Source organism: Comamonas piscis, assembly GCF_014109725.1.
Taxonomy (GTDB): Bacteria; Pseudomonadota; Gammaproteobacteria; order Burkholderiales; family Burkholderiaceae_C; genus Comamonas; species Comamonas piscis.
In genome coordinates this window covers 1,799,142-1,816,673 of record NZ_CP058554.1, presented here as the reverse complement: position 1 = coordinate 1,816,673, position 17,532 = coordinate 1,799,142, and the positions used below count along the sequence as shown (strand labels likewise).

General features: G+C 65.5%; 16 protein-coding genes. 9 read left to right on the top strand and 7 right to left on the bottom strand.

Going from position 1 to position 17,532, the window contains the following annotated elements:
• Nucleotides 1-7 precede the first annotated feature (7 nt).
• The 3 genes from HS961_RS08145 to HS961_RS08135 all read right to left on the bottom strand — a co-directional run bounded on the left by HS961_RS08145 (nt 8) and on the right by HS961_RS08135 (nt 3,250).
• Entirely contained in the window at nt 8-976 is a 969-nt protein-coding gene (locus HS961_RS08145; RefSeq protein WP_182327223.1) for a Bug family tripartite tricarboxylate transporter substrate binding protein, read from the bottom strand.
• A gap of 256 nt (nt 977-1,232) precedes the next feature.
• Nucleotides 1,233-2,570, bottom strand: a complete 1,338-nt coding sequence (locus HS961_RS08140; RefSeq protein WP_182327222.1) for an ATP-binding protein — start codon at nt 2,568-2,570, stop codon at nt 1,233-1,235.
• The gene (locus tag HS961_RS08135; protein WP_182327221.1) at nt 2,567-3,250 is read right to left on the bottom strand and encodes a response regulator; all 684 of its coding nucleotides are present in this window, start codon (nt 3,248-3,250) and stop codon (nt 2,567-2,569) included. Before HS961_RS08135 ends, HS961_RS08140 begins: the two co-directional genes overlap by 4 nt.
• 584 nt (nt 3,251-3,834) lie before the next feature.
• On the opposite strand from HS961_RS08135, the gene hpnD reads away from it, so the two are divergent.
• Together hpnD and hpnE are read left to right on the top strand one after the other, a co-directional pair.
• Nucleotides 3,835-4,677, top strand: a complete 843-nt coding sequence (gene hpnD, locus HS961_RS08130) for a presqualene diphosphate synthase HpnD (RefSeq protein ID WP_182327220.1) — start codon at nt 3,835-3,837, stop codon at nt 4,675-4,677.
• Nucleotides 4,678-5,994 (top strand): hydroxysqualene dehydroxylase HpnE, encoded by a 1,317-nt coding sequence (hpnE, locus tag HS961_RS08125; protein ID WP_272956293.1) that lies wholly within the window; start codon nt 4,678-4,680, stop codon nt 5,992-5,994. It abuts the gene before it with no gap.
• 7 nt (nt 5,995-6,001) lie between these two features.
• On the opposite strand, the gene HS961_RS08120 is transcribed toward hpnE, so the two are convergent.
• From HS961_RS08120 to HS961_RS08110, 3 genes are all read right to left on the bottom strand, one after another.
• Nucleotides 6,002-6,937, bottom strand: coding sequence for a LysR family transcriptional regulator (locus HS961_RS08120; RefSeq protein WP_182327219.1), 936 nt, complete (start codon nt 6,935-6,937; stop codon nt 6,002-6,004).
• Between the two features lie 68 nt (nt 6,938-7,005).
• Nucleotides 7,006-7,980 carry a quinone oxidoreductase family protein gene (locus HS961_RS08115; RefSeq protein ID WP_182327218.1) on the bottom strand — a complete coding sequence of 325 codons (975 nt, stop codon included), beginning with the start codon at nt 7,978-7,980 and terminating at the stop codon, nt 7,006-7,008.
• A 136-nt stretch (nt 7,981-8,116) separates the two neighbouring features.
• Nucleotides 8,117-8,860 carry an HAD-IA family hydrolase gene (locus tag HS961_RS08110; RefSeq protein ID WP_182327217.1) on the bottom strand — a complete coding sequence of 248 codons (744 nt, stop codon included), beginning with the start codon at nt 8,858-8,860 and terminating at the stop codon, nt 8,117-8,119.
• Nucleotides 8,861-8,989: 129 nt separating this feature from the next.
• On the opposite strand from HS961_RS08110, the gene hemH reads away from it, so the two are divergent.
• The 3 genes from hemH (at nt 8,990) to HS961_RS08095 (ending at nt 13,411) form a co-directional block, all read left to right on the top strand.
• Nucleotides 8,990-10,039, top strand: coding sequence for a ferrochelatase (gene hemH, locus HS961_RS08105; protein ID WP_182327216.1), 1,050 nt, complete (start codon nt 8,990-8,992; stop codon nt 10,037-10,039).
• Nucleotides 10,040-10,060: 21 nt separating this feature from the next.
• Nucleotides 10,061-10,528 (top strand): GNAT family N-acetyltransferase, encoded by a 468-nt coding sequence (locus HS961_RS08100; protein WP_182327215.1) that lies wholly within the window; start codon nt 10,061-10,063, stop codon nt 10,526-10,528.
• A 99-nt stretch (nt 10,529-10,627) separates the two neighbouring features.
• Complete coding sequence (locus HS961_RS08095; protein ID WP_238347923.1) at nt 10,628-13,411, top strand: ATP-binding protein; 2,784 nt, start codon at nt 10,628-10,630, stop codon at nt 13,409-13,411.
• 14 nt (nt 13,412-13,425) lie between these two features.
• Here the strand turns inward: HS961_RS08095 and HS961_RS08090 are convergent, their stop codons facing one another.
• Nucleotides 13,426-14,316, bottom strand: coding sequence for a plasmid replication/partition related protein (locus HS961_RS08090; RefSeq protein WP_182327213.1), 891 nt, complete (start codon nt 14,314-14,316; stop codon nt 13,426-13,428).
• Nucleotides 14,317-14,423: 107 nt separating this feature from the next.
• On the opposite strand from HS961_RS08090, the gene HS961_RS08085 reads away from it, so the two are divergent.
• The 4 genes from HS961_RS08085 (at nt 14,424) to HS961_RS08070 (ending at nt 17,433) form a co-directional block, all read left to right on the top strand.
• On the top strand, nt 14,424-14,969 hold the full coding sequence (locus tag HS961_RS08085) for a DUF4256 domain-containing protein (protein ID WP_182327212.1): 546 nt from the start codon (nt 14,424-14,426) through the stop codon (nt 14,967-14,969).
• A gap of 142 nt (nt 14,970-15,111) precedes the next feature.
• Nucleotides 15,112-16,071: a sulfurtransferase gene (locus HS961_RS08080; protein ID WP_182327211.1), complete on the top strand. Its 960-nt coding sequence runs from the start codon at nt 15,112-15,114 to the stop codon at nt 16,069-16,071.
• A gap of 83 nt (nt 16,072-16,154) precedes the next feature.
• Nucleotides 16,155-17,252: a YeeE/YedE thiosulfate transporter family protein gene (locus HS961_RS08075; protein ID WP_182327210.1), complete on the top strand. Its 1,098-nt coding sequence runs from the start codon at nt 16,155-16,157 to the stop codon at nt 17,250-17,252.
• A gap of 16 nt (nt 17,253-17,268) precedes the next feature.
• Nucleotides 17,269-17,433, top strand: coding sequence for a hypothetical protein (locus HS961_RS08070; RefSeq protein WP_182327209.1), 165 nt, complete (start codon nt 17,269-17,271; stop codon nt 17,431-17,433).
• The last annotated feature ends 99 nt before the right edge of the window (nt 17,434-17,532 follow it).

Below are 17,532 nucleotides of genomic sequence, written 5' to 3'. Positions count from 1 at the left end.
GGTGGTGTTATTGGCTGGCCTGAACGTCCGGGGCCAATTGCTTGAAGAATTGGTAGTCGCTGGCGATGCGTTTTTTCAGATCGGCCGTGCTGACCGGGTCGATGGCATAACCCGAGCGCTCCATGTCGGCGACAAAGCGGGCATCGGCCAGGATTTTCTGGTTGGCCTGGGCCAGCGCCTCGACCACCTCGGGCGCCGTCTTGGCCGGCGCCAGCAGGCCAATCCAGCCCTCAAAGTTGAAGTCGGGGTAGCCGGACTCGGCCATCGTCGGCGTCTGGGGCAGCTGTGGGTTGCGCACCGGCGATGTCAGCGCCAACGCGCGCACGCTACCGCTCTGCACTTGGGTGACGGCGGTGGTGTTCAGGTCAAACAAAATCGAGACGCGGTTGGCCATCAGTTCGGCCATCGCCGGTGCATTCCCTTTGAAGGGCACATGCGTCATCGTGATGCCCGCATATTTGCCCAGCAGCACGCCCGAGAGGTGGTTGGACGAGCCATTGCCGGCCGAGGCATAGGTCAGCTGGCCAGGCTGGGCCTTGCCAAAGGCCAGCAGCTCTTGCAAGGATTTGAACGGCGACTGCGCGCCCACCAGCAGCACATTGGTGTACTTGACCACCGATCCAATCGGAGAAAAATCCGCCACCGGGTCAAAGCTGGTGCTGGTCACCGCCGGCGTGATGCTGATCGTGGGGCTGGCCACAAAGTACAGGGTGTAGCCATTAGGCGCCGCGTTTTTGACGGCATTGGCGGCCAGGGTGCCGCTGGCGCCGGCCTTGTTCTCGACGATCACGCTCTGGCCCAGCAGCTCGGAAAGCTTTTGCCCATACTGGCGCGCCACGATATCAACCGAGCCGCCTGGCGAATAGCCCACCACCAGCTTGATGGGCTGCTGCGGATAAGCCTTGGGCTGCGCCTGCGCTGCAGCGCCCCACACCCCCAACAACGCTGCGCTGAGCGTTATGCTCCACGGGTTCATGCCGGTCTCCTAAAGGTTCTTGTGCTTTCCTTTATCCCTTAGCTACCGGCAGCCCCCTCCCCCTGCTTACCCTAGAAGTTCGCAGATTGAATTAGCTGATATTTACAACGAATCAGTTTGCGCCGTCTGCGCTTAGAGCCGCTAAGACGACCCAGCAAACCACAGGTTTGCGGTTGAGACTAGACGCAAAGCCGCAGGCAGTACAGTAGTACGGCAAGGCTTTGCAACGACGTATCAAGGGTCGTATTAGTGGCTCTTAGAAAATGACCCGCACGCGCAGGCCGCCTAAGTCTTCCGACGCATCCAGCAACAGCTCCGCCCCATGCTGCCGCGCCACCGCACTGACAATCGCCAGCCCCAGCCCGCTGCCATGCGCGACGGTGCCGGGCACGCGGTAGAAACGGTCCAGCACCCGCTCGCGCTCTTCGGGGTCCACGCCGGGTCCGCTGTCTTCGACGCTGAGCACCCGCTGGCCCTGCGCATCGCGGTACCAGCGGCACAGCACCTGCCCGCCAGAAGGGGTGTAGCGCAGCGCGTTCTCCAGCAGGTTGCGCAGCAGCAGGCCCAAGGCATCGGGCTGGCCTTGCACGGGCTCCAGGGTCTCGTCCAGCTGGTGCTGCAAGGCCAGGCCGGCCTGCTGGGCCAGTGGTTGCAGCTCATCCACCGCCATCTCGCACAGCGCAGCCATCGCTACCAGCTGCGCAGGCGCTGCCTGCATCTGCCCGGCCTCCTGGCGGGCCAGGTGCAGCAGCTGCTCGACCATGCGCGTGGCGCGGTCGATGCCGGCCATCACCCGCTCGCTGGCCACGCGCCGCGCGGCATCATCGGGCGCGCGGGCGAGGCCTTGCACCTGCAGCCGCAAGGCCGCCAACGGCGTGCGCAGTTCATGCGCGGCATCGCCAACAAAGCGCTGCAGCGCATCAAATGCCGCCTGCAAGCGTGCCAGCAGCAGGTTCATCTCCTGCACCAGCGGCTGCACCTCCAGCGGCAAATCGGCATCGGCCAGGGGCGACAGATCATCGGCCCGGCGCGCCGCCAACTGTTCTCGCGTGCTTGCCAGTGGTGCCAAGGTGCGGGCCACCACCCACCACACCACCAGCATGATCAGCGGCGCCAGCAACAGCACCGGCAGGATGGAGCGCAAGGCGACCTTGCCAGCCATCTGGCTGCGCGAGGCGGCTTCCTGCGCGACCTGGATCACCTGGGTCGGTGTTTGCAGCGCATAAATACGAAACGCCACGCCGTGCGCCCGCGCATCGCTAAAACCCAGCACGGCGACCTGGGGCAGCAGCCGCGAATTGCTGGAGCGGTAAAGCATGATGCCGTCCGCCCGCCAGATCTGCACGATCATGTCCTGGGCCTTGGCCTGCGGGTCGGCCAGCGCATCCGACGCCACCTCGGAGGCCAGCCCGGCCGACAGCGCCAGCGCAATGCGCTGCATCTGCACATCAAACAGCGCCTCGGTCTCAGCCCGTGCCGTGCGGTAAATGCTGAAAGCCTGCAGCCCGGCGGCCACCGCTACGACAGCCAGCAGCGCCCAGATCAGCCGCGCACGCAGCGAAAAAGGCCGCGTCGTCCAGAGGCTGCGGCTCAAGATCCGCCCCCTGCCTGGACAGGCTCGACCGGCACCAAATAGCCCAGGCCGCGCACATTCTGGATCAGGTCTGCTCCCAGCTTTTTGCGCACACCGTGGATATAGACCTCGACCGCATTGCTGCTGATGTCATTGCGCCAGGAGTAGAGCTTTTCCTCCAGCTGCGCGCGCGACAGCACCCGGCCCGGCCGGGCGATCAGCGGTTCAAGCACCGCCCACTCGCGGGCCGACAGCAGCACCGGTTGCCCGGCCACAAAGGCCTCGCGCGAGGCGAGCACCAGGCGCACCTGGCCCCAGCAGTATTCCGGCTCGGCCCGGCCGCTGGCACGGCGCAGCAACGCACGGATGCGTGCCAGCAACTCATCGAGGTCATAGGGTTTGATGATGTAGTCATCGGCGCCCGCATCGAGCCCCGCAACGCGTTCGGCAATCGCATCGCGCGCCGTCGCCACCAGCACGGGGATACGGACCTGGCGCGCGCGCATCTCGCGCAGCACCTGCAGCCCATCGACCTTGGGCAGGCCCAGGTCGAGCAATACCAGGTCATACGTGGAGCTGGCCAGCGCCGTCTGCGCCATCGCCCCGTCCTTGACCCAGTCCACCGCCCAGGATTCGGCACGCAGTGCATCGAGCACCACTTCGCCAATCATCTGATCATCTTCTACCAGGAGTATGCGCATGCCAGCATTATGCAAGCGGCCAATAAAGCGACGGGCAACTGCTGGCAAGGAAAACGGGCTGAACCCCTCAATGGTGTTCAGCCCGTACCCGCATGATGTGTGGCAGAAAAATAAGCGGCGCACAGGGCGTCAATCGCACTGTGCGCTACCTGCCTTCGCGCATACTGCCTTGTGAAGGAACGCTTGGACTTGTAGTTGGCTTTGGTCCTGGCGCCCTGGCGGGATGTCTGTCCCCTGCTCCATAGCGACCGCGATTATATGGACGGCGACATGTCAATAATCTACCACTATTGCAACAAAAGACTTCTGCCTCGGTTGCGGCAGGCTTGTGCATCTTCATCTGAAACATACAGAACGTTGATATCTAATAATAAAAACATCTTTTCGTTGTTGGATCACGCCGATTACAGCCAATGTCAACAAAGATGCGCGAGCACTTACCTCGATCGCGATCGCAGACAGTCAGGCGCTGTCCGATACGTTCAGGGCCGCAACAGGCATTCAGCAAGTCGCCGCGATGACTTGCGCATCTGTCGCTGGGGTAATGCCCCCGGGCCTCTGGCCCATGGGACAATACGGCGCTTATGACCACGCCCCAGCAGTATGTTCAAGACAAAGCCGCAGCATCAGGCAGCAGCTTTTACTATGCCTTCCTCTTCCTGCCCAAAGACAGGCGCGCGGCCATCACCGCCTTTTACGCCTTTTGCAGAGAGGTCGACGATGTCGTCGATGAGGTAATGGACCCGGGCGTGGCAGCGACCAAGCTGGCCTGGTGGCAGAGCGAAGTGCGCAAGAGCTTTGCCGGCCAGCCCAGCCACCCGGTCATGCTGGCGCTGATGCCCCATGCCAGCACCTTCTCCATCCAGGCAGAACACCTGCTGGCGGTGATCGAAGGCTGCCAGATGGACCTGGACCAAACACGGTACCTGGATTTCCCCGGCCTGCAGCGCTATTGCCATTTGGTGGCCGGCATTGTGGGCGAAGTGGCCGCCAACATCTTTGGCCAGACCAGTGCACAAACCACGCAGTACGCCCACAAGCTGGGGTTGGCGTTCCAGCTCACCAACATCATTCGCGATGTGGGGGAGGACGCGATGCGCGGCCGCATCTACCTGCCCGTCAACGAGCTGCAGCAGTTCGATGTCAAAGCGCATGAGGTGCTCAACCGCAAGTACTCCGACCGGTTCGAGGCGCTGATGCGCTTCCAGGCCCAGCGCGCCCACCAGCTCTATGACGAGGCCCTGGCCTTGCTGCCCAAAGCCGATTACCGCGCGCAAAAGCCCGGCCTGATGATGGCCAGCATCTACCGCACCCTGCTGCGCGAGATTGAGCAAGACAAGTTCCAGGTGCTGCACCAGCGGGTGAGCCTGACTCCCCTGCGCAAGCTCTGGCTGGCCTGGCGCATGCAAGCCCTGGGCCGCATGTAAGTGGCCCGCAGCCAACGTATCGCCGTGGTTGGCGGCGGCTGGGCCGGTATGGCCGCGGCCGTGGAGCTGGCCGCGAACAGCGCCCACCAGGTCACCGTCTGGGAATCCTCGGCCCACTGGGGCGGTCGTGCGCGCGGGCTGGCCTTGACCTTGCCTGGTGGCGACGAGATCACCGTCGACAACGGCCAGCACATACTGATTGGCGCCTACACCGCCTGCCGCGCGCTGATGGAGCGGGTGGGTGTCAGCACCGATGCGTCCTTTATCAAGCGGCCGCTGGCCATGCGCTACCCCGATGGCCGGGGCATACAGTTTCCCGATTCCGCACCGCCCTGGGATGCGCTGGTCGGCATCGCCAGCGCCAAGGGCTGGTCGCTGCTGGAGCGGCTGCAGCTGCTGCGCCGGGCCGCTGCCTGGCAACGCCAGGGGTTCCGTTGCGCACCGCAGGCCAGCGTGGCCGATTTGTGTGCCGGCCTGCCCAAGCGCCTGCTCACCGAGTTTTTTGACCCGCTGTGCATCTCCGCGCTCAACACCCCCTTGCATCAGGCCAGCGGCCAGGTGTTTTTGCGCGTGCTGCAAGACAGCCTGTTTGCCGTCAACAAGGGCTCGCACTTCTGGCTGCCGTTGGTAGACCTGGGCCAGCTCTTCCCCAGCGCCGCTGCCACGTGGCTGCAGGCGCGCGGCCACGACTGCCACCTGGGCGGTCGGGTGCAGCAGCTGGGGTTGGCGGGCCACGGCTGGCAAATCCAGGGCCAGCGCTACGACCAGGTCCTGCTGGCTTGCCCAGCTTGGGAGGCCGCGCGCTTGGTGCAATCCACCTTCGACGATGCATCGGCCCCTTCGCATGCTGAAGCCCGCGCCTGGGCCGACAGCGCCCAGCGCCTGACGCATACCGCCATCGCCACCGTCTATGCCTGGAACCCCGAGCCAGGCGACCAGGGCCACAGCCTGCCAGCGCCCTGGCTGGCGCTGGAGAGCAGCCCCACGCAGCCCGCGCAGTTTGTGTTTGACCGCGCCCAATTGGGCGACCCACCCGGCCTGCTGGCCTTTGTCATCAGCACCAGCGATGGCGACCGGGCCGATATCGAGCAGCAAGTCATCGCCCAGGCGCAGGCGCAATTGGGCCTGGCCTTGCAGCCGCTCAAAACCATTGTGGAAAAACGCGCCACCTTTGCCTGCACCCCTGGGCTGCAGCGCCCGGGCATGACCATCGCCCCCGGCCTGATCGCCTGCGGCGACTATATCGACGGCCCCTACCCGGCGACCCTGGAAGGCGCCGTGCGCAGCGGCATCGCAGCCGCCCACGCGCTGGCCTGACCAGGCCTCAGGCGTTGGCCGCGGGCTGGCGCCAAGGGGCGCCCTGCGCAAAATGCGCCATCACCCAATCGCGCCAAGCGCTGGATGCCGCACTGCTCCATTGGCTGGAGGGCCGCACCAGGTAGATGCCGGCATCGGCCTGCAGCTGCCACTGCGGCAATACTTCCTGCAGATGGCCCGCTGCCACCTCGGGGCCCAGCAGCCAATCACCGCCCGCAATGATGCCCAGGCCCTGGCGCGCCGCCACCAGCAAGGCCTCGTTGTCATTGCTGACCATGCTGGCCCGGATGCTGACCGTGCAGGATTCGCCCCCGCACGAGAACTGCCACTGCGGGTAGCTGCGCAGCCCCGTAAAGCCCAGGCAGCGGTGCTGGGCCAAATCCTGCGGTGTGTGCGGCCAGCCCTGCGCGGCCAAGTAGCTGGGCGCCGCACAGACCAGGCGCCGGTGGTCACACAGCCGGGTCGCCACCAGACTGCTGTCGGCCAGCGATCCGATGCGGATAGCGGCATCAAAACGCTCGCCAATGATGTCGACAAAGCGCTCGGCATATTCCACATCCAGCACCACCTGCGGATGGGCTTCAGCAAACCCCGCCACCATGGGGCTGAGCCAGCGCCGCCCCATGCTCGCCGGCAGCGACAGCCGCAGCGATCCGCGCACGACCACCGCTGCCTCACTGGCCTGGCGCTGGGCCTGGTCGAGCAAGGCCAGCGCCTCGCGCACCCGGGCCACAAAATGCTGGCCCTCGCTGGTAAACCGCAGCTTGCGGGTCGACCGCTCCAGCAGCCGAATACCCAGCCGTGCCTCCAGCGCCGTCAACCTTTTGGACAGCACCGTCGGGTGGCGCTGCAATCGCACAGCCGCCGCCGCGAACGACCCGGCATCGAACACCGCCAGCAAGGTGCTGAGTTCATCGGCGTGTTGGCTATCGAGCAGGGGCATGGTGGCGGGGCAGAGTGGGTGGTGGCGGGACTATAGGCGATGAACGCACTGACGTGGACGGACGACAATCAAGGCAGCAGCACAACAGCCCCCTGCGTCTGCCCCGCCTCCAAGTCAGTATGGGCAGCAGCCACATCCTCCAGCGCATAGCGCCGGCCGATAGCAGCTTGGATGACGCCCTGCGCCACCGCCTGCAGCACAGCAGTCGCGCGGCCTTGGTACTCCGCTGCCGTGGCGGTGTGCGCGGCCAGCGAGGGGCGGGTGATGTAGATGGAGCCCTTGGCGTTGAGTGTGGCCATCTCTACCGCTGGTGGCGCGCCGGTGGTGGCGCCAAAGGAGACCATCAGGCCACGGGGGCGCAGGCAGTCCAGCGATGCGGCAAAGGACAGCTTGCCCAGGCCGTCGTACACCACATCGGCCATGCGCCCGCCGGTGATGGCGCGCACATCGGCGGCCAAGGTCTGAGGATCGAACACCAAGGCATGGGCGCAGCCGGCGGCCAGCGCCCGGGCCTGGCTTTGGGGTTTGGAGACCACGCCGATAACGGTGGCGCCCAGGTGCTTGGCCCAAGCTGCCATCAGTTGGCCCACGCCGCCCGATGCGCCATAGAGCAGCACGACGGTGCTGGGACCGACCGCATAGGTACTTGTCAGCAGGTACTGCGCGGTAATGCCTTTGAACAGCACGGCGGCTGCCTGCTCGGCGCTGATGCTGTCCGGCAGCTTGACGAGGCGCTCGGCCGGGTAGAGGCGTTCACTGGCATAGGCGCCCAAGGGGCCAGTGGCATAGGCCACCCGGTCGCCCACCGCAAACTGCTCTACTCCTGCGCCCAGCGCCAGCACCTCGCCGGCCCCTTCCAGCCCCAGGCCGGAGGGCAGCGGAATGGGCGCAATGCCCTTGCGCTGCAGCACATCGAGCGGGTTCACGCCTACGGCCTCCTGCGCCAGCAAAACCTCACCCGGGCCAGGTGGGGCCAAGTCCAGCTGCTGCATCTGCATGCATTCTGGGCCACCAGCAGCTGTCAAACGAATCACTTTTGCCATGCGTCACTCCTTGCGGTTGCTATTGATGGCGCCAGCATAGGCTCTGCACAGGAATCGATAAATAGCGCGCGGTACAGTTATTAGCTGCAGTGCATGCAGCAATGAGGGCACTAACTATAGTGGCGCCAGCCTACGGTCACGCGGCAGGCCGGCCCAGCAAATCACACAGCTCGGTCAGATTGCGTACCAGCGCCTGGGGCGGCGGGCTGCTCAGCGGCCAGCGCAAGGCCAAGCCTTCTTCGATGCGCTGGTGGTGGTCCAGCACTTGGCGCTGCACCCAGGCGGCCTGCATGCCACAGGCCAAGGCGCCTTGCACATCCAGCTCCGCGTCATCGCCCACATGCAAGAAGGCGGGCAGCTCGATGCCGGCGCGCTCCGAGGCGGCCACAAAAATGCGCCGGTCCGGCTTGGCCACCCCCACCTCGCGGGCGCTGGTGCTGGCCACAAACCAGGGCGACAGTCCCACCAGATCCAGCTGCGCATTGCCGTTGGATACGGCTACCAGCGGGTAGCGCGATGACAGCCAGGCCAGCGCATCTTCGACCTCGGCAAACCAGGTCACCCGGTTGCGGGCGGCAAAGAACTGGGCAAAAACTGCGTCCACCAGCGCCTCATCCCCGCCGCTTTGCTGCAGCGCGCGGCGGATGAACTGCTGGCGGAAATGCGTCATGTCATGCGACAGGTGTACAAAGTCATCGCGCACCGACTGGCGTATGCGCTGCGCATGGTCTGCGTCTTGCAGCAATGCAGCGGTGGCGGGCGCGTTGGTCAGCAAAAACGCGTGCTGCGCGGCTTCGGCCGCTTTCAAGGTCGGCAGCACCGGCCAGAGGGTGTCATCCAAGTCAAGGCTGATGGCACGGATTCGGGAGAGATCAAGCATGGCGCCCAGCATAGCGGATCGCTGCCGCTGGGCGCGCCAGCGCCGTCCAATGGCTGACAGCGGCGCAGGAGCCCGCTGCAGCCAGGGGTATCGGCGCAAGCCGGCAAGCAAGCTGCGACAATCTCGGCCATGGTTTCACGCTTCCGACCCGAGCCCCTTGGCCAACCCCTTCCCGACAGAACCGGCATCCTGCTGTGCAACCTGGGCACACCGGATGCCCCCACCACAGCGGCCACCCGTCGATACCTGGCCGAGTTTCTGAGCGACCAGCGCGTCGTCGAGATCCCCCCGCTGGTCTGGAAGCCACTGCTGCACGGCATCATTCTGCGCACCCGCCCGGCCAAGTCGGCGGCCAAGTACCGCAGCGTGTGGATGCCCGAGGGATCGCCGCTGGCCGTCTGGACCGACAAGCAGGCCAAGCTGCTGCGCGGCACTTTGGGCGAAGCCGGCCACCAAGTCCTGGTGCGGCCGGCGATGCGCTATGGCAACCCGTCCATCGCCAGCCAGCTCGATGCCTTCAAGGCCGATGGCGTTCGCCGCGTGCTGGTGCTGCCGCTGTACCCCCAATATTCGGCGACGACCACCGCCAGCGTGGTCGATGCCGTCAACGCCTGGTGCAGCCGCACGCGTGATATTCCCGAAATCCGCTTTGTGCGCAGCTACCACCGCGACCCTGGCTATATCAAGGCCTTGGCCCAGACCGTGCGCAAGCAGTGGCAGGTGGATGGCCGGGCGCCCAAGCTGGTGATGAGCTTCCATGGCATCCCCGAGCGCAATGTGCGCCTGGGCGATCCCTACCAACAGCAGTCGCAGGAGACGGCGCAGCTGCTGGCTGCCGAGCTGGGGCTGGCCGAGAGCGAATACCTGCTGACCTTCCAGTCGCGCTTTGGCAAGGCCAAATGGCTGGAGCCCTATACCGAGCCCAGCCTGATCGCGCTGGCCCAGCAAGGCCTGCGCCATGTGCAGGTGATGTGCCCGGGCTTTCCGGCTGATTGCCTGGAGACCCTGGAAGAGATCAACCAGGAAGTGCGCGAAGCCTTTGTGCATGCGGGCGGCCAGCAGTTTGACTACATTGCCTGCCTCAACGACCAGCCCGCCTGGATTGGCGCCCTGCGGGAGCTGGCATTGCAGCATATGCAGGGCTGGGACACGCATAGCCAGCCCTCCGAGCCCCGCTAGACCCTGACCCACCGCCACACCATGCCCCTACTCTCCCCTTACCGGCCCGAGCAGCAAGACCGCGTGCTGGCCCTGTCCTTGCACGAGGCGCAGCAACCTTTTGTGGCCCCGATTGCACAGACCCTGGCCGAGCTCCAGCCCCGGCTCAGCGCCCACTTGATTGGCCATGGCGACCAGATTGCCGGCTTTTTTCTGATCGACCAGGATTACGCAGAGCACTACCCGTTTGCCTCGGCGGACAGCGTGGGCCTGCGCAGCTTCTTTATCGACCAGCGCTTTCAGGGCCTGGGCCTGGCCAAGCGCAGCTTGCAGGCTCTGCCCGCGTACTTGCAGGCGCAAGGCCTGGCCGCTGCTGCCGTGTTTTTGACCGTGAACTGCAAGAACGCCGCCGCCATTCCGCTCTACCGCCAATGCGGGTTTGAAGACACGGGCGCGCTGTACCTGGATGGCGGCTACGGGCCGCAGCACATCATGCGGCTGGCGCTATAGCGGGCCCAACGCCCAGCTTTCGCAGAAACAACAACCAGGCTGCGGGCGCCCCCGCCGCGCCAGCAGCCCGACCGAAAAAAAAAGATTCCCTTGTCCGACATGCCCCTGACTTCTTCCGAACCTCGTCCCTCCCTGCTCTGTGCCGAACTGCTGCACGCATGGCAGCTGCGCCTGCGCATTGACCCGGCCCAGCTGGACTTTGCCAGCACGGCTGAGCTGGTGCAAGAGCCCTTCTCCTGGATCGGCCAGCAGCGCGCCCAGGAGGCGGCCGAGTTTGGCCTGGCGATGGACCCGCCCGACTACCACCTGTTTGTGCTGGGCGAAGAAGGCAGCGGCCGCACCTCGCTGCTGCGCCAGGCCATGCAGGCCGAGGCCCTGCGCCGCCCCGCTGCGCAAGATATCGCCTTTGTACACAACTTCGCCGTGCCCGAGCGGCCGCTAGCGGTGCGCCTGCCCGCTGGCCAAGGCCGCAGCCTGCGCCGCCGCACCGAGGCGATGATCGACAAGCTGCCCGAACAGCTGGACAAGGCTGTGCAGCAAGCGCAGCACCGCAGCCAGATCGAGCAGCTCTACAACCAGGCCCGGCAGGCCGAAGAAGCCGCCTTTGGCAGCTTGCACGACTGGGCGCAGAGCGCTGGCCTGCGCATACGCCGCGAAGAAGGCCAACTGGTGGTGGACAGCCAGGACAGCGGCCCCGCCGCCAGCAGCCAGGGCCAGACCGACCCTGCAGACGACGGTGCTGCGGCCTTGGCGCCCGCTGCGCTGCCCGGCAGCCCCGCAGCCGCTGATCTGGATGGTGCAATGCCAGCGCCAAACGATTCCGCTGAGGCAGACCCGGCCCTGCTGTTGCCCATGGATGAAGAATCGCTACCGCACCCCGGCGACGACTTGGACGTTGAAGGCGCAGACAGCGCAGCCACCCCAGCCACCGCCGAAGACCTGGAATACCAGCTGCGCCTGCAGCTGGCGCAGTTCCGCGGCCAGGTGCGGCAGGCGCAGATAGCGCGCGATGCGGCGCTGAACCTGTTCTACCAATCGCTGGCCACACCGCTGTGGCAGGCCGCATCGGCCCAGGTGCTCGACGGCCTGACGCCCAGCGCCGAGCATGCGGCGACCCTGCAGCGCTGGCTGTCGCAAATGCAGGCCGAATGGCTCAAGAACATGGCGCTGTGGGTGCCGGGCAGCATTGCGCAGGATGCCGATGCGCTGCTCGACCAGACCGACAGCATCGAGGGCGAAGGCGAAAGCCAGGATGCACGCGACGATGCCCGCGCCATGCTGGAGGCCAAGCGCAAGACGCTGCGCGCGCTCAGCCAGCTCAACCTGATCGTGGACCACCATGGCGAGGCCCATGCCCCCGTGGTGCTGGAGGACCAGCCCAGCCTGCGCAACCTGTTTGGCACCATCGACCCGCCGGAAGACGACGAGCGCCGCAGCGATTTCTCCTGCATCCGTGCCGGCAGCGTGCTGCGTGCCGATGGCGGCTTTTTGATGCTGCACCTGCGCGACCTGCTGGGCGACGAGGCGAGCTGGCAGGCGCTGCGCCGGGTGCTGCGCACGCGCCAGCTGCGCATTGAAGATGTGCATGCCTCGCAAGGCCCCAGCAGCAGCGGCGCGATGCTGCCCGAGCTGCTGCCGCTGAACTTCAAGCTGGTGCTGGTGGGCTCCGAAGAGGCCTACTACCAGCTGCAGGAAAGCGACCCGGACATGGCCCGGCGCTTTCGCGTGAAGGTGGATTTTGCCGAGCAGTTCAAGGCGTCGACCGCCACCTACCGCGCCACCGCAGCGCTGATGGCGCAGCGCTGCAAGCTCTACCAGATGCCGCACTGCGACGCCAGTGCCGTTGCCCGACTGCTGGAGCAATCCCACCGCGAGGCGGACGACCAGCAGCGCCAAAGCGGCCGCTTGAACCAGCTCGAAGCCTTGCTGCTCGAAAGCACCCAGCGTGCCCGGCAGTCCAGTCTGCAATCTGGCCAGGAACGCCTGGTGCAGGCCGCCGATGTGGAGGCCGCCCTGGCCGCGCAGCGCCTGCGCCACAACGCGATGGAGCAAGACCTGCATGCTGCCATCAGCGAGGGCGAGCATGTGATCGCCTTTGCCGGCAGCCAGGTCGGCCAGATTAACGGGCTCTCGCAGATCGACACCGGTGACCACCGCTTTGGCCTGCCAGCGCGCATTACTGCGCGCACCCATGCCGGCCAGGAAGGGGTGATGAACATCGAGCGCGAGGTGGCCATGTCCGGCCCCATCCACGACAAGGGCGTGCTGATTTTGCAGGGTTATCTGACGGCCTTGTTTGGCCACCTGGCCCCCCTGGCGCTCAATGCCTCGGTAGTGTTTGAGCAAGAGTACAGCGGTGTCGAAGGCGATTCGGCCAGCTGCGCCGAGCTGTATGCGCTGCTGTCATCGCTGTCGGGCATGCCGCTGCGCCAGAGCATTGCCGTTACCGGCGCGCTCAACCAGCATGGCGAGGTGCTGCCCGTGGGCGGCCTCAACGAAAAGATCGAAGGCTGGTTTGACCTTTGCGCCGAGCAGGGGCTGGACGGCAGCCATGGCGTGCTGATCCCCGCGCGCAACCAGCGCCATTTGATGCTGGCCGAGCGCGTGGTGCAAGCGGTGGAGGCCGGGCAGTTCCATGTCTACACCGCCGAGCATGTGGGCCAGGGCCTGGCCTTGCTGACGGGCCACTGCGACCTGCCCGCCAGCGCCGCACACCCGGCAGAAGAAGCGCAGCGCTTGCCGTTGGCGGTCTTGCAGGCGGCCGAGGCGACCTTGCTGCAGTACCGCCTGGCCTGCCAGCGCGCCGATATGGCGCGCCCCCGCGCCCAGCGGGCCAGCCAGCGCCAGCTGCGCAAGCCGGCCAAACGCCCACCGCTGGACTAAGAGCGAGGTGAGGCTCAGGCCTCGTCAGGCACCGGCAGGTCTTGCGAGGCTGCTGCCGCCAGCTGCAGGCGCAGCTGGGCGTTTTCCAGCTCCAGCTCCTGCACGCGGGCGCGCAAGTCGCGGATCTGCTGCTGGGCCTTGTCCAGCGCAGCATCCACCGCCTCGGCACCGTGCGCGGCTGATGGCGCAGGTTGTGGGGCTTCTGCCTCGGGCGCCTCGTCCTTGGGCTTGCGCTTGGCATCGCGCACCTGCTTGACCACCTGCTTCAAGCCATCCTTGCCGCCTTGGGCAGCGGCATGCTGCTCTTCATGCGGCAGGGTGGCCACCACGGCAGCGGCATTGATGGAGATATCGCCGGCCTTCAAGGCCTCGACCAGCGCAGGTGCCGCGCTTTTCTGGATCTTCTCGATCTGTGCCACCTGGCTGCTCGACAAGCGTGCGGCCTTGGCAATCGCCTCGCGGGTGGCCACTTTTTCCAGCTCGGCGGCATCGACGGGCGAGAAAGCCTCGTCGGCATTGCTGACGGCAGGCGCTTCGCCTTCGTCCGCCTGCGCAGCCACCGGGTGGGCCTTCTCCAGCTTGCGGTGCTCCAGAATCTCGCGCTTGCGCAGCGCCAGCACGCCGCGCTGGAAATCCGAGACACTGCGGCGCCCCAGGTGCTGGTCGATCATCCACAGGTACACATCCTGCATCGACTGGAACTGGGTGTTCTGCACGGTGTTGAAAGGCAGGCCATGCTTTTGGCAGATGCCGTAGCGGTTGTGCCCATCGACCAGCACATCGCCCCAGAGCACCAGCGCATCGCGGCAGCCTTCGGCCAGGATGCTGCGCTCCAGCGAGGCATGCTCGTCAGGGGTCAGCGGGTCGATATAGGCCTTGAGTTCTTCGTTGACAACAATATCCATAATGCGTGACGGCGGCTGGGTGCCGCCGTTGGGTAATCCTTAAAAAAGCTTGCACCGATTGTAGAAGTGCGCAAAAGTGGCAACCGCTTGACAAGGATTTGACAGCCATGAACAAGACCGAACTGCAGGCATTGATGGCCACGCTGAAAGCGCGCTTTGAGGCCCACCCCGCACGCCACCCGGCGCTGGACTGGGCTCTGGTGCAGCAACGCATCGACCAAAGCCCCGCCGCCCAAAAGGCGCTGGCGCAGATGGAAGCCAGCGGCGGCGAGCCCGATGTCATTCAGCACGACAGCGCCAGCGGCCAGCTCTTGTTTGCCGATTGCGCCGCAGAAAGCCCCACGGGCCGGCGCAGCCTCTGCTTTGACGAGCAGGCATTGGCCGCACGCAAGGAAAACAAGCCCGCCGGCAGCGCGCAGGGCATGGCCGCTGCCATGGGCGTGCAGCTGCTTGACGAGGAGCAGTACCGCCATCTGCAGACCCTGGGCGCGTTTGACTGCAAAACCTCCAGCTGGCTGGCTACGCCTGACGAGATGCGCCACTTGGGCGGCGCGCTGTTTGGCGACCGGCGCTATGGGCGCGTGTTCAGCTATCACAATGGCGTGCAGTCTTATTACGCAGCACGGGGCTTTCGCGCGGGGCTTTGGGTATAGGCGGGCCATGCAGGCAGCGTCGCCCTTATTCCCTCAGGGTATATAACCTTACCGCCATATATTCAATCTGCCGTATAGCCTGCTTGCCGGCCCCAATCGCAGGACAATAGAGCCCATTGATTTGCCTCTACCAGCTATTGCCATGACAACTCTTCGCCATCTGGCTGTCGCCAGCGCCCTGTTTGCCAGCAGCTGGCTGACAGTAGCCCATGCCGCGCAGCCGCTGCTCAGCCCCGCCGAACTGGCGACTGCCCAGCAAAGCGCTGCAGCGCCCGTCGTCATCGATATCCGCGACCCCAAGCTCTATGCCGAAGGCCATATCCCCGGCGCGCGCAATGCGCCTTATGGGAAATGGCGCGGCCCGGCCACCAACCCCGGTGAGCTGCCCGATCTGCCCAAACTGACGGCGCTGGTGCAGTCGCTGGGTTTGACCCCGGCCACGCATGCCGTGGTGGTGTCAACCGGTGCCGATGCCACCGATTTTGGCGCTATGGCGCGTGTCTACTGGAGCCTGAAGGTGCTGGGTCTGAAGGAGCTTTCCATCGTCAACGGCGGCATGAAGACCTGGATGGCCGAGGGCAAGCCCGTCAGCACCGAGGCGCCCCAAGTACAGGCCAGCAACTACCAGCCCGTGCTGGATGAGAGCCTGATAGCGACCCGCGACCAAGTGCGCTCCCATGTGGACCTGAGCAATGCCGCGCTGGTCGATTCCCGCCCCGACGCCTTCTACCAAGGCCAGACGCGGGCGCCAGCGGCCAAGCTCTCCGGCACCCTGCCCGGCGCGCAGCAGCTGGATTTCAACCAGTGGTTTGTCAAGGGCACGGCCCAGTTTGTGGACAAGGCCAGCGCCCAGCAAATTGCCCAGAAGGTGAGCCGCAAGGATGGCCAGGACACCGTCGCCTTCTGCAACACCGGCCACTGGGCGGCCACCGACTGGTTTGGCCTGAGCGAGATGGCCGGCCTGCCCAACGTCAAGCTCTATGCTGGCTCGATGGTGGACTGGACCCAGCAGGCCGATGCGCCAGCGATGGAAAACCAACCCAGCCGCGCCGAGGCTCTGGCCTATGACGCCAAGCAATGGTGGCAGCGCAAGTTCAAGTAAGCCTGAACCGAATCCTTGGCTGCCAGCACTTCTGCAGAAGCGCTGGCAGCTTTTTGTTGTATTGACTCTCTACGGTGATCGTGATGAAACGACTTCCCTTGTCGATCCTGATGGCGGCCTTTTTTGGCTGGCTGCTGTGGTCGGTATCACTGCGCCAGGCGGCGCTGTTCCTGGTGGGTATCGGTCTGGGTGCCATCCTGGCCGGCCAGCGCTTTGGCTTTACCACCGGCTGGCGCATGCTGGTCGAAGACAAGGACCCGCGCGGCGTGTTTGGCCAGTTGCTGCTGCTGGCACTGGCCGCCGCCATGGCCATGCCGCTGCTGGGCCACTACCCTGAGCTGACAGCAGCCCTGGGCCCACCCAGCATCAGCCTGCTGGTGGGGGCCTTTGTGTTTGGCCTGTGCATGCAGATTGCCGATGGCTGCGGCAGCGGCACCTTGTACAAGGCGGGCATGGGTATCCCGATGAACACGGCCATCCTGCCGATGTTTGCGATTGGCAGCTTTCTGGGATCGCTGCACCTGGGCTGGTGGCTGGACCTGGGCCGCATGCCGGCCGTAGGCTTGGTCAGCACCTGGGGCTGGCTGCCGGCCTTGCTCGCCACCTTGGCGGCGCTGGCCGTCATCGGATTTGCGGTCAAGGCCTATTGCGCCAAGGCCAACGGCGCGCAGCAGCGCAGCATGCCGGGCCTGTGGCAGCGCAAATGGGTGATGGGCGCGATTGGCCTAGCGATTTTTGCGACCTTGAACCTGGTGATCGCCGGCCAGCCTTGGGGCGTCGTCTATGGCTTTGGCCTCTGGGCCGCCAAGGTAGCGAATGGCACCGGCATGGTGGATCTGGCGGGCAACTGGTTCTGGAGCCAGCCGGGCAATGCCCAGCGCTTGCAAGAGACCGTGCTGCTGGACATCACCAGCATCACCAATATCGGCATTCTGGCCGGTGCGCTGTGGATTGCTGCTGGCAAGCCCGCCGCCGCCAAAGCGCTGACGGGCACGCAGTGGCTGGTGGCCCTGGTGGCAGGACTGGTGCTGGGCTACAGCTCGCGCCTGGCTTTTGGCTGCAATGTGGGCGCGATGCTCTCGGGCATCAGCACCGGCAGCATCCACGGCTGGATCTGGGTGCCGCTCGCCTTTGTCGGCACCATTTACGGGCTGCGCATTCGCCGCCATTTTGGTTTTTAAGCGCCAGGAGCCACCCATGAACACCACCATTTTGCGCAGCATCTTCTGGGTGCTGCTGGTCGCCTTCATCGCCTGGGACTACAGCCACAGCAAGCCGGTCGATCTGCGCTACGAGGCGCCGCTGATCGCGGCCGGCTCGGGCCAGCATGCCAGCGGCGGCCACTGCTCGATGCCTGACTGAGCGCAGGCGCGGCGCGGGTGCAGCGCGGGCGCTTCACCGGCGACCTTGCGCGTCATGGTTTTGTCATGAAACAGTCACGGTAGCCGCCAAAAATAAGGG